At 64.2% G+C, this 12,368-nt stretch carries 10 protein-coding genes and 3 pseudogenes; 8 read left to right on the top strand and 5 right to left on the bottom strand.

Going from position 1 to position 12,368, the window contains the following annotated elements; all coding sequences use genetic code 11:
- From F0Q45_RS30525 to F0Q45_RS20035, 3 genes and pseudogenes are all read right to left on the bottom strand, one after another.
- Nucleotides 1-467, bottom strand: a pseudogene (locus F0Q45_RS30525) (PE family protein); the annotation flags it as partial.
- A gap of 192 nt (nucleotides 468-659) precedes the next feature.
- Nucleotides 660-1,453: pseudogene (locus F0Q45_RS30520) on the bottom strand (PE family protein); the annotation flags it as partial.
- A 173-nt stretch (nucleotides 1,454-1,626) separates the two neighbouring features.
- The gene (locus tag F0Q45_RS20035) at nucleotides 1,627-1,845 is read right to left on the bottom strand and encodes a hypothetical protein (RefSeq protein ID WP_149655605.1); all 219 of its coding nucleotides are present in this window, start codon (nucleotides 1,843-1,845) and stop codon (nucleotides 1,627-1,629) included.
- Between the two features lie 116 nt (nucleotides 1,846-1,961).
- On the opposite strand from F0Q45_RS20035, the gene F0Q45_RS20030 reads away from it, so the two are divergent.
- The 8 genes and pseudogenes from F0Q45_RS20030 to F0Q45_RS19995 all read left to right on the top strand — a co-directional run bounded on the left by F0Q45_RS20030 (nucleotide 1,962) and on the right by F0Q45_RS19995 (nucleotide 10,854).
- Nucleotides 1,962-2,297, top strand: a complete 336-nt coding sequence (locus tag F0Q45_RS20030) for a hypothetical protein (RefSeq protein WP_149655604.1) — start codon at nucleotides 1,962-1,964, stop codon at nucleotides 2,295-2,297.
- Between the two features lie 59 nt (nucleotides 2,298-2,356).
- Nucleotides 2,357-2,674, top strand: a pseudogene (locus F0Q45_RS20025) (Tn3 family transposase); the annotation flags it as partial.
- Nucleotides 2,675-2,696: 22 nt separating this feature from the next.
- Nucleotides 2,697-3,185 carry a Tn3 family transposase gene (locus F0Q45_RS20020; RefSeq protein ID WP_149655602.1) on the top strand — a complete coding sequence of 163 codons (489 nt, stop codon included), beginning with the start codon at nucleotides 2,697-2,699 and terminating at the stop codon, nucleotides 3,183-3,185.
- 448 nt (nucleotides 3,186-3,633) lie between these two features.
- Entirely contained in the window at nucleotides 3,634-5,703 is a 2,070-nt protein-coding gene (locus F0Q45_RS20015) for an MDR family MFS transporter (RefSeq protein ID WP_149655601.1), read from the top strand.
- A gap of 75 nt (nucleotides 5,704-5,778) precedes the next feature.
- On the top strand, nucleotides 5,779-6,273 hold the full coding sequence (locus F0Q45_RS20010; RefSeq protein WP_149655600.1) for a carboxymuconolactone decarboxylase family protein: 495 nt from the start codon (nucleotides 5,779-5,781) through the stop codon (nucleotides 6,271-6,273).
- Between the two features lie 51 nt (nucleotides 6,274-6,324).
- A complete protein-coding gene (locus tag F0Q45_RS20005; protein WP_149655599.1) occupies nucleotides 6,325-7,677 on the top strand; it encodes a glutamine synthetase family protein in 1,353 nt (450 codons plus the stop codon).
- Nucleotides 7,674-8,807: an amidohydrolase family protein gene (locus tag F0Q45_RS20000; RefSeq protein WP_149655598.1), complete on the top strand. Its 1,134-nt coding sequence runs from the start codon at nucleotides 7,674-7,676 to the stop codon at nucleotides 8,805-8,807. The genes F0Q45_RS20005 and F0Q45_RS20000 overlap by 4 nt, the downstream gene beginning before the upstream one ends.
- Nucleotides 8,808-8,982: 175 nt before the next feature.
- Nucleotides 8,983-10,854: a potassium transporter Kup gene (locus F0Q45_RS19995; protein WP_262491081.1), complete on the top strand. Its 1,872-nt coding sequence runs from the start codon at nucleotides 8,983-8,985 to the stop codon at nucleotides 10,852-10,854.
- A 14-nt stretch (nucleotides 10,855-10,868) separates the two neighbouring features.
- Here the strand turns inward: F0Q45_RS19995 and F0Q45_RS19990 are convergent, their stop codons facing one another.
- Nucleotides 10,869-12,185 (bottom strand): cytochrome P450, encoded by a 1,317-nt coding sequence (locus tag F0Q45_RS19990; RefSeq protein ID WP_149655596.1) that lies wholly within the window; start codon nucleotides 12,183-12,185, stop codon nucleotides 10,869-10,871.
- Between the two features lie 78 nt (nucleotides 12,186-12,263).
- Nucleotides 12,264-12,368: lipoprotein LpqH (locus F0Q45_RS19985; RefSeq protein ID WP_149655595.1), on the bottom strand; the 105-nt coding region annotated here is incomplete at its 5' end.

Below are 12,368 nucleotides of genomic sequence, written 5' to 3'. Positions count from 1 at the left end.
CCACCAGCACCGCCGGTCCCACCGTCTTCGCCATCGAAGCCCGCTGGCCCCTGGCCGCCGTTGCCGCCCTCGCCGCCTTTCGACCCGGTACCCGGGTTGGCGGCGGGCGGGGGGGCGCCACCGTCGGCCCCGGTCACGCCTTGGCCGCCGCGACCGCCGTTGCCGCCGGAACCAAACAAAGTAGCGGCATTTCCGCCATCACCCCCACTACCGGCATTACCACCGTTGACACCCGCCAACGCCGACCCGCCGCGGCCGCCGTCTCCACCGTTACCGATGAAGTGTCCGGCGTTGCCACCGTGGCCGCCATCCGCGCCTGCCCCACCTATTCCGCCGGCCCCACCATGACCGAACAGCAGGCCGCCCCGACCGCCAGTGCCGCCGGACATCCCGGCCGCGCCCGCAGCGCCGAGGCCGCCGTCACCGAACCACCCGGCGTCTCCGCCATTGCCGCTGGCTCCGGCCAAAGCAGGAATACCTTGCGCATCAACGCCCCCTAGGCCACCCACACCGCCAACACCACCGCTGCCATACAACAGGCCGCCGGCACCACCGTTGCCGGCGGCCCCGCCGGAACCTGCTGCGGCACCGGAGTGACCTGTTCCGCCGCCACCACCGTTGCCTCCGACCCCGATCAGTCGAGCCGCGCCGCCATCACCGCCCAGCCCGCCACCACCGCCGAGATAGCCCGCCCCGCCATCGCCGCCTCTCCCACCGCTGCCGCCGTTGCCGTGCCACGAGCCGCCGAGACCACCATGACCGCCGTCTCCTCCGCCACTTGCCTGGGTGCCGAACCCGCCCAGTCCGCCGGCGCCACCAGCACCACCGGCTCCGATCAGGCCCCCGGCGCCGCCAGCACCGCCGTTGCCGCCCGTCCCGCCACTACCCTCCGGGTCGAGCGGCGACGCTCCTCCGGCGCCACCGGTGCCGCCTGCTCCCCCGACACCGAACAGGCCGGCAGCTCCACCTTGGCCACCGACAGCTCCGTTACCGGCGATACCGTGCTGTGTGGACGCGCCGACGCCGCCCGCGCCGCCGGCTCCGCCGTTACCCCATAACCAGCCGCCCCGCTACCCGGCGCCCCGTTGGCGCCGTTGCCGATCAACGGACGCCCCAACACCGCCTGGAACGGCGCATTGAGCAGGTTGAGCGCACTCTGCAGCGGCGAGGCCGCGGCCGACTCCGCAACGGCATACGTCTGCGCACCCGCACTCAATGCCGCGACAAACTGGTGATGAAACCCCGACGCCTGCACGCCCAGCGTCTGGTAGGCCTGAGCGTGCCCCGAAAACACCGCCGCAATGGCCGCCGACACCTCATCGCCGCCGGCCGCCAGCAACCCCGTCGTCGCGGCCGCCGCGGCCGCGTTCGCCTCACCCAGCAGCGCGCCCAGACCGGCCAAATCCGTGGCCGCCGCCGCCATCAGGTCCGGAGCCGCGATCAGAAACGACATCTGACACCTCCACCGAGTCATCACCATCACGGCGACTCTGCGATCACCGATCCCCATCGACCAGCAGGACTACATCCTCGCGCAGCCCGGCGCGGTGCTGCAGGGTTTCCGCAGGATTTTCTTGAGTCCTCGCCGTCGCGGTCCGCGACCGCACCACCCGCGCAGCCAGATCATCACAGCGGCCAGGCCGCGGCCGTTGCCGCCGCAGCGGGCACCATCCGCACTCCACCCGACACGACGACGACGATGACGGCCGCACTCGGTGCCAGCCGGACCAATGCCGCACAGGTAGCACCCACCAAGTGGAGCCAGCCGCCCCCGGAAACCAGCGGCCACCGCCGGTGGCTGCCAGGACGCCGCCAAGCCGTGCCACCACGGCCCTGCGAGGTCAAGGCACCACGGCAATTCCAGGATCAACAACCGACCCGGTACCGGCCAACTCAATCCGGTGCCTGGGTGACCCGCTCGAGCATGGGTTGCACGCGGCAATCGCGAGTTGGAAGCGGTCTTGGCGGATCCAGGCACCGAGGGACTCGCGCGTCTCGGTGATGACGGTGTGCTGATCGTCTCGCCGCTGCCCGCCGAACAGCTTCCGGCCAAGGCGGATACGCTCGCCGAGGCCACATCAGCGCGGCTGCCCAAGGTGCAGTTGCCGGCCTTGCTGATCGAGGTCGACCAGCGGACCAGGTTCAGTGAGCAGTTCACCCACGCCGGCTCGCACAACCACGCAACCCAGACCTCACCCGCAACCTGTACGCGTCGCTCATCGCCTACACGTGCTAGCCGCACTATTGGGCGGCCGCGGAACGCTCTCGTCTTGACGGGCAGCGGTTCCGCAGCCTGACCGCACGGGCGATGTCGCGCTACTTCCTCGACGAGGGCACCACCTAAACCCATGTCTCCGTTCAACACTCCACCTACGGCACCAAGGTCATCCCGACCACCTGGCGCGAGGCAGTCGCGGTGCTCGATGAGATCTTCGGCAACCCAACGGATTTACCGCTCGGTGAACACACCGTCGACACCGCCGGACAAACCCTTGCGACGTTCGCGATCTTCCACCTGGCCGGGTTGCAGTTCTGCCCGCGCATCCGCGACATCGGCCGCCGGCAGCTGTACCGCCTCGGAACCGCCTCCGAGTGGCGCGCTCGATACCCACACGCCGGATGGCTGCTCGGCCAACCGATCCCGACCCAGCTGATCGCCGAGCGACTGGGATGATCTGCTGCGCCTGGTTGCCTCGATGAAGTTTGGGCACACCACCGCGAGTCTGCTGATCGCCAAGCTGCACGCCAGCAGCCGACAGAGCACCCCCGCCAAGGCGCTTCACGAGTACGGGCGCCTGATCCGCACCCTCTACATATGCCGTATGTCGCAGACGAAACGTCGTCGGGTACGGCGTCAGCTCAACGCGGGCGAAAGTCTGCATGGGCCGCGCCGCGACCTGTTCTTCGCCCATCAAGGCCACGTCCAACGACGACATCTCGATGACCAAATCGACCAAGCACTGTGCCTCACCTTGGTCACCAACGCATGCGTGCTGTGGACCACCACCTATCTCGCCGACACGCTCGACGCCCTGCGGTCAGACGGCATCGAGGCCATCGACGAGACCGCGGCGCACCTCACCCCCGCCCAGCATGACCACATCAACTTCTACTGCGCCTACGCCTTCGACATCGACACCGAACTCCGCCGCGATGGCCACCGCCCGCTACGCATCCCCGCATAAACCACCCGGAAATCACAAGACAACCAAAGTCGTTCCGCTGCGAAGCCGCCCCCCGAATAACACCGGCTTAACGGCTGTGCCGCCGCGTAACCCGGGGGTTGAGATCGCCCTGGAGTTCAGCCCAGGCCGGAACAAACAGAGGACACCCACCCAAAAAGGCCACGCGCCGGTGCTCACGCCACGCGGGCAATTCAAAGGTGAATTCGACTTGACGTGTTGAATTTGCTCAAAGGGGATCGTCCATGTCCCGCGAAAAGCAGGACAGCACCAGCGCGCAACTGCTAGAAAAGTTGTAGCCAAGAAAAAAGTGCATCTCAACTACCCGCTGACGAAGCTGGAGTCGATGGGCGAGTTCGCAGAGGCGCTGTGCTCGGCGCAGTGGCTTTCTTGGCCACCGACCTAATCCGGGCCTTGCACGCGGGACTCGGACATCGACGGGAGGTCAGGTATGACGAACCCGACGGCACCGATGAGTGCATCCGCTGGTGTCCAGTCACCCTGCACGTCGATCAATCCGGTACGGCGCAACGTCATTTTCACGGCGCTTGTGCTTGGGGTGTTGGTCGCTGCAATGGGCCAGACCATAGTGGTGCCTGAACTCCCGACTATTGGCGCTGACCTGCACGACTCCGCCCACCAGTCGTGGGCCATCACCAGCTACCTGCTGGGGGGCACGATCGTGGTGGTGGTCGCCGGCAAGCTGGGTGACCTGCTCGGCCGCAAGAGGGTGCTACACGGCTCCCTCGTCGTCTTCCTCATCGGCTCCGTGCTCTGCGGAGTATCGGAGACGATGACCATGCTCGCGACCTCCCGCGCGTTACAAGGCGTCGGCGCCGGCGCGATTTCCGTCACGGCCGCCGCTCTGGTCGGCGAGGCTTTCCCGCTGCGGGATCGCGGCCACTATCAGGGTATTTTGGGCGCGGTGTTCGGGGTCACCACCATCTCCGGCCCACTACTAGGTGGCTGTTTCACCGATTATTTAAGCTGGCGCTGGGCGTTTTGGGTCAACGTACCAGTCGTCCTCGTGGTCCTCGCGGTGACGGGCATCGCCGTCCCCACATTGCCTCGACGCCCCAGACCGGCGATCGACTACATGGGGATCGCGGTCATTGCGCTGGGCGCGACGGCCTTGGTCATGGCAACGAGTTTGGGCGGAACCACGTACCAGTGGGGCTCAGCGCCGGTCGTCGGGCTGCTGATCGGCGCGACCGTGGCACTGGCTATTTTCGTGTGGGTAGAGCGCCGCGCCGCTGCGGGCATCCTGCCGCCCCGACTGTTCCGAAATCAAGTATTTGCCCTGTCAGCGGTCCTGTCGCTGATAGTCGGATTTGCGATGCTGGGCGCACTGACCTTCGTGCCGATGTATCTGCGATACGTCGACGGCGCCTCGGCGACCACCTCGGGTTTGCGCACGATACCAATGGTGGCGGGCCTGCTGACCACCTCGCTGACCGCGGGTATCCTGGTCAGCCGGACTGGCCGGTACAAGCTCTTCCCCGTCGCGGGAATGGCGCTGATGGCCGTCGCGTTCCTGCTCATGTCGCGAATGGATGAGTCGACGTCATGGCTCGCGCAGTCGCTGTACCTGGTCATCCTAGGTGCGGGGATCGGTTTCTCCATGCAGGTGCTCATTCTCATCGTGCAGAACACCTCGCGTTTCGAAGACCTCGGTGTCGCGACCTCAGGTGTGACATTCTTCCGCGTAATTGGCGCCTCCTTTGGTACCGCTATTTTCGGTGCGCTATTGGCAAACTTCCTGGGCCGACGAATAGGTTCGGTGTTGACGTCCAGCACGCCGCACGAGGCCCTGCATTCACCGGCAGTCTTACACCAGCTGCCCCAACAGCTGGCAGCCCCAATTGTGCGGGCCTATAGCGAATCGCTCACACAGGTGTACCTCTGCGCAGCCTTCGTCGCGCTGGCCGGATTCTTTCTCGCGCTGTTTCTGCGAGAGGTCCCACTCGCTGATATCCACGACAGCCCCGGCTGCCTCGGAGACGGTTTCGCCGTGCCGAGAACGAAATCACCGCAGGATGTCCTCGAAATTGCGGTGGGACATCTGCTGCACGAAGCACCCGGGGTGCGACTGGCCGATTTTGCAACGCAACCCAACAATGCGCTCGATGTCGCCGGGATGTGGGGGGCACTGCGGATCTACCAATACGAGCGGTTCTTCGAAACCGCGCAGCTGACCGATATCGCCAAACACCTACACGTGCCGCACCAAGTACTCGAGCCCACCTTCGACCGCCTGGTCCAAACCGGCTACGCGACACGCGACGGCGACCAGCTTTCGCTTAGCCCGGCGGGGCTGCAACAGGTCACCTCCCTCTCTGCCCTGATCCGGCAGTGGCTTGTCGACCACTTGGCTGTAACGTCCAGCCCCGACCAGCAGCCAGACAAAGATGACTTCGAAGCCGCTTTGCAACGCATCACAGATGGGGTTCTGGTGCAACGCGACTGGTATGCAGACCTCGACGAGTTGACCATGCCGAGCAGCCTGGTTTCGGCAAAGTAGGGATGTGCCCGTTGGGTGTCTTCGCCGGCCGCCCGACCCGTTCGAAACCACGGCGCACGGGCGTACCATCGCGCCATGAGCCGAATCGGAACATTCGCTGATGACGACGTAGCCGGTTGGATCCTGAAATCTCCTGAACTCGGCGGCGCGCTGGCTGCCTTCAGCCGGGCGGTGTATACCAGTAACCGGTTGCCGATGCGCACCCGCGAACTCGCCCGCGCGGTGATCGCCGACAACAACGAATGCATCGTGTGCGCCAACACCCGCGACGCCGACGGGCCCGCCGCCGGTGTCGACGAAGCGCTCTACCAACACGCCGCCGAATGGCGCACCTGGCCCGGGTACAGCGAACAAGAACGGCTGGCAGCAGAGTTCGCTTACCGGTTCGCCACCGAGCACACCGCACTTCGAGACGACGACGTTTTTTGGAGCCGCTGTCACGAGCATTTCTCCGACGAACTGCTCGCCGATCTCGCCTTGTCGTGCGCGCTGTGGGTAGGGATGGGGCGGGTCTTGCGCACCCTGGACATCGGCCAGGCGTGCAAGCTGACCTTGCCCAGCCGAGTCTGACCCCTACACGCGTCCAGTACGGACCCCAACCCGCCGTGCAGAATGGCTGCCATGTCAGCCACACCGCTTGCCGCCGCGGCGATCGCCCAGCTGGAGGCCGAGGGCGTCGACATGGTCATCGGTACCGTCGTTAGCCCCGCCGGCCTCACGCATGCCAAGACCGTGCCGGTTCGGCGAACCAACACCTTCGCCTTTCCGGGGCTCGGCGCCAGTCCGTCCTGGCATGGTTTCGCGAGCGACCAGAGCGGAATCGCGTTCACCGAAGACGTCGGCGTGGTCGGCGATCAGCGTCTGCGTATTGATCTGTCAGTGCTACGCGCCATTGGCCAGGGGTTGGCTTGGGCGCCCGCCGCGTTCTTCGAGCAGGACGGCACACCGGTTCCGGCTTGTAGCCGCGGGACGCTGATCCGGATCGAGACTGCGCTTGCCGAAGCCGGCATCGAGGCGATGGTGGGCCATGAACTCGAATTCCTGCTGGTTAACCCAGACGGCAGCCAATTGCCGTCGACGCTGTGGGCCCAGTACGGCCTTGCCGGGGTCTTGGAGTACGAGGATTTCATCCGCGATGTCAACGCATCCGCCACCGCTGCCGGTATCGGGATCGAACAGTTTCATCCCGAGTACTACGCCAACCAGTTCGAGATCTCGCTGGCGCCACATTCGCCCGTCACCGCCGCTGACCAGCTGGTATTGGCCCGGATCATCATCGGCCGTGCAGCCCGCCGGCACGGGCTTCGGGTGAGCCTGTCACCGATGCCCTTCGCCGGCAACGTCGGATCCGGTGCCCACCAACACTTCTCATTAACAACTCCGGAGGGGCCGCTATTCTGCGGAGGAATTGGCACGGCCGGAATGACGCCGGCGGGTGAATCCGCGGTGGCAGGAGTGCTTCGCGGACTACCGCAGGCTCAGGGCATCCTGTGTGGGTCGATTGTTTCCGGTCTACGAATTCGGCCCGGCAACTGGGCCGGCGCCTATGCCTGTTGGGGCACCGAAAACCGCGAGGCAGCAGTTCGATTCGTACGAGGTGGCCCGGGCACCCCGTACGGTGGCAATGTCGAAGTAAAGGTCGTCGACCCCTCGGCAAACCCGTATCTCGCCTCGGCCGCAATCCTCGGGCTGGCACTCGACGGAATCAAGAACAAGACGGCACTGCCACCGGAAACAACAGTGGACCCAGGGAAACTGTCCGATGCAGAGCGCGACCGTGCCGGAATCTTACAGCTACCCGAATCGCAGATTGACTCCCTTGCGGCACTTGATAATTCAAAGTTGATGCGAAGCATCCTGGGCGATGCCGTGGTCGACGCGGTGGTCTCGGTCCGGCGCATGACACACGAGCGCTACGGTGACCTGAAACCCGAACAGCTGGCTGACAAGTTCCGGATGGCCTGGAGCCTATGAGCTTGTCTGACTGTCGGGCACTCGCGGAACATATCAGCGAAGTGACGTTGATCGATCAACACGTCCATGGCTGCTGGTTGACGGCGGGGGAGCGGCGGCGGTTCGAGAACGCACTCAACGAGGCCAACACCCAACCGCTTGCCGACTTCGACTCCGGATTCGACTCGCAGCTGGGCTTTGCCCTGCGAAACCATTGCGCTCCCATCCTAGGGTTGCCCAGACACGTTGATCCGCAAGCATATTGGGAACGCCGTCAGCAGCTCAGCGAAGCCGAGCTGGCTCGCCTTTTCCTGCCGGCCGCCGGAGTGAGTGACTGGCTGGTCGACACCGGAATAGCCGCCGAGGTGGCTGGGGTAGCGGAGTTGGCCCAACTGTCCGGAGGCCGCGCAACGGAGGTGATCCGTCTCGAGCAGGTGGCCGAACAGGCCGCCCGGGCTTCGGGCGACTACGCGGCGGCGTTCGAAGCGATTCTGCGGCTGCGCATGGCGACAGCGGTCGGCACCAAGTCGATCCTGGCTTACCGGGGCGGATTCGACGGCGATTTGACCGAACCGACGGCGGCGCAGGTTGCCGAGGCCGCCACGCGTTGGCGTGACCGCGGCGGTGTCGGGCTGCGTGACCGCGTTCTGCTGCGTTTCGGGTTGTATCAGGCACTGCGCGTGGGTAAGCCGCTGCAATTGCATGTCGGCTTCGGCGACCGGGACTGTGACCTGCATAAGGCCAATCCGCTTCACCTGCTGGACTTCCTACGCCAGTCCCGCGATACCCCGATCGTATTGCTGCATTGCTATCCTTTTGAGCGCGAAGCCGGTTATCTTGCCCAGGCCTTCAACAATGTCTATGTCGACGGTGGGCTCAGTGTGGGTCATCTGGGGGCGCGAGCACCGGCATTCATTGCCAGGTTGCTGGAGTTGGCGCCGTTCCGAAAGATCCTGTACTCGTCGGACGGGTTCGGCCCGCCAGAGCTGCACTATCTCGGCGCAGTGTTGTGGCGCAACGGTATGCACCGTGTTCTGCGCGACTTCGTCGTCGACGACGACTGGAGTGAGTCCGATGCCATCCGGGTGGTCGATCTGATCGCGCACAACAATGCCGCGCGTATCTATCGCCTTGATGCCGGGGCCCGCTGATATCTTAAGCTACCGGCGAATTGATCTGACGAGGCCGCCACACAGTACGATCACAGCGCAGCCCGTCGCGGTGCGCTGGGTTGAGGACACGAAACGAGGGCCCGGCGTGCACACCAAAGCCGAACTTGCTTCGCCGCTCCATGCCGTCGCAGGCCCGGCCCGCCTCCACCCTGCCCTGGTTGTCGGCGCACTCGGAGTCGTGTTCGGGGACATCGGTACTAGCCCGATCTATACCGTGCAGACGGTTTTCAGTCCTCGCGATCCGCACCCGGTACCGATCAACGCCGACAACGTGTACGGGGTCGTGTCAGTGATTTTCTGGTCCGTCATGGTCATCGTGACACTGACCTACGTCACCCTGGTGATGCGTGCCGACAACAACGGCGAAGGCGGCATCATGGCGCTCATCACGTTGCTTGGGCGTTGGAACGGAGAACGCCGACGCCGTACTTTCACCGCGCTGACCGCCCTGGGCCTCCTCGGTGCCGCACTATTTTTCGGCGACAGCATGATCACGCCCGCAATTTCGGTTCTGTCGGCGGTGGAAGGCATCAAGGTGATCGAGCCACAGTTGACGGGCTGGATCGTACCTATCACTGCGGTGATTATCGTTGCGTTATTCGCGGTGCAGCGCCATGGTACGGCGAGCGTAGGGCGTCTGTTCGGACCCGTGATGATCGCTTGGTTTACTTCGATAGGCGCCATCGGCGTCAGTGGCATTGCGGATCATCCGGAAATTCTGAAGGCGCTCTCACCGGTGTACGCGCTGAAATTCATGGTGGGGCACTTCGAATTTGCGTTCTTTGCCCTCGCTGCAATCGTGCTCGCCGTGACCGGCGCCGAGGCGCTTTACGCCGACATGGGGCACTTCGGTCGGCGCGCGATCACCTGGGGTTGGCTCCTGCTGGTGCTGCCCGGCTGTGTCCTTAATTACCTAGGCCAAGGGGCGCTGCTGCTCGGTGACACGAGCGCAGTCGGAGCGCCATTCTTTCTGCTCACTCCAAGTTGGGCGCGACTACCGATGGTCCTGCTGGCCACCGTCGCAACGGTGATCGCTTCTCAGGCGGTAATCACCGGAGCGTTCTCGGTCGCGTCGCAGGCTGCTCAGCTCGGCTACCTGCCGAGATTGCGGATAGCCCATACCTCAGAATCGACAATCGGCCAAATATACGTTCCATGGGTCAACGGACTGCTGCTGGTATCGGTACTCACCCTGGTGTTCGCATTCCGCAGCGCAGAAGCTCTGGCATTCGCGTTCGGGATGGCAGTCACCGGAACCATCACCATCACCACGCTGTTGTTCCTCTACCTTGCTCGCACCCAGTGGAGAGCACGGTTGTGGGTGGTCGTGCTCAGTGGCGGCGCGCTGTTGCTAGTCGATGTGATGTTCTTGGCAGCCAATCTCACCAAACTTGTTCACGGCGCATGGCTGCCGCTGCTCATCGCAGTCATCGCCTTCAACGTGATGACGACATGGCAGCAAGGACGCGAAATCGTCACCGCCGCACGAGAACAGATGGAAGGACCGCTGCGCGAGTTTATCGACAGCATCTCGCGTTGCCAGCCGCCATTCATGCGAGTCCCGGGCACAGCGATATTCCTCAACCGCGGGAAAGAGACCGCGCCGCTGGCGATGCGCGCCAATGTCAAGCACAACGCCGTACTACACGAACACGTGGTGATCATGGCGATCAAAACGTTACCGGTCCCGAGGGTGGCGACCTCACAGCGAATGGAAGTCGACGCGCTGGGCTACGCCAAGGACGGAATCATCCATGTGACAGCCCACTACGGCTATATGGAAACGCCGAATGTCCCGGCAGCGTTGGGATTGCTCGATGCGGCGCAAACGGAAGGTTCGATCGCCGTCGACGATGCTTCGTATTTCCTGTCCAAGGTGGAGCTGGTTAAAGGTGGTGCGCCCACCATGGCGTCATGGCGCAAGCGCCTTTTCATCGCCACCTCCTACAGCGCAGCCGACGCTGCTGAGTACTTCGGCCTGCCGCTGGAACGCACGGTGATCATGGGTGCCCGTGTTGAGGTTTAGTTGGCGGGCAGACGTCACCGCGCGGCCAGCGCACGCGCGGGCCCCAGAGTAACGGGCAACGTCGACCAGCCCCGTAGTACTCGGGTGTCGCGCCTGCTTCCCGCGCCCGCGGCCCGCGCATCGGGAAAGCGCTCGAAGAACGTCCGCAGCCCGACTTCTCCTTCGGCTCGGGCGAGAGCGGCTCCCAGGCAGAAATGACGGCCGGTCGAGAATGCGAGATGCTTTCCGGCATTGGGGCGTTCGATGTCGAAGCGATGCGGGTCGGGAAACACGGCCGGATCGCGGTTTGCACCTGCTAGATAGATCACTACCATTTCACCGCGTTTGAGCGACGTGCCCGCTATCGTCGTATCGTTGCGGGCAATCCGTGCGGTGAGCTGGACCGGCGAATCCAATCGCAGAATCTCCTCCACCGCGTTCGGCCACAGATCGGGGCGCTGACGCAGCCTATCCAGGTGCTCGGGCATGTCCAGCAGCATGCGAATTCCGTTGCTCAACAGGTTGACTGTCGTTTCAAATCCTGCGACCAACACCAAACCGGCGATCGCGCGTAGTTCGTCGTCGTCGAGATGTGTTTCAGCATCCCCGCTTTCGGCTGTCCGGATCAACTGGCTCATCAGGTCCTCGCCGGGGGCCTGCCGCAACTGCTCAAGATGGGCCACCAGCCAGGTGTTGAACCCGGTGACCCCCTGTTGCACGCGCCGATACTGCCGATAGGGCACCCCGATATCCAGGCTTGGCGCCGCCAACTCGCCAAATTCCAAGACCCGTCGGCGGTCATGCTCGGGAACTCCCAAGATTTCGCTGATGACCGCTATTGGGAGCTGCGAACAATACCGGCCGACAATGTCAACCACTCCGGCTTGCTCGGCAAGCTGATCCACCAGACTGACGGCGGTTTGCTCCACTCGATCGCGCAGTGCGCTGACCGCTCGCGAGGTGAACACTGCCGACACCGTCTTGCGATAACGGGTGTGGTCGGGCGGCTCGACGGCCAGCAGCGACGGCGGCCGCACCGGGTGGAGTTGATCGTCGCGGGTATGACGCTCCAACCAGCGCAGCGGTTTCGGCAGATTCTCGCCGAACGAGATGACATGGAAATCCTCGGAGCGGAGCACATCATGGGCGAGCTGATGGTCGACCGTGAGGTAGTTGATGCGGGTCCGAACCAAGCGGCCGTGACTTCGCAACTCGTCATAGAACGGTACCGGGTCGGCGGCGACCGCCGGATCTGCGATCAACCGCGCTTGCAGTTCACCGCGTCGTAGCCCGGCTTTGGCGATTCCCCGGATTACCCCGTGCATTGCCAACCAGTGCAGTCTGTCCCTCACCGCTCCTCCATCGATCGACCGGACACGGGCGCTTTGCCAACCAGCCTAGGCGCAGTCGGGTCCGAGATCCGCGACGATTCAGCACTCGGCGACGATTTTGAAGTCAGTGGTCACAACTTTGTTGGGATTGTTGTTGCTGATGCCGTAGGCGCTGCCGGTGATGGTGTAGGTGCTGTGGGACAG

The sequence above is a fragment of the Mycobacterium simiae genome (assembly GCF_008370645.1).
GTDB classification, from domain to species: domain Bacteria; phylum Actinomycetota; class Actinomycetes; order Mycobacteriales; family Mycobacteriaceae; genus Mycobacterium; species Mycobacterium simiae_A.
Note: the sequence above shows the minus strand (reverse complement) of the source record. Positions and strands in the feature narration are given on the sequence as shown.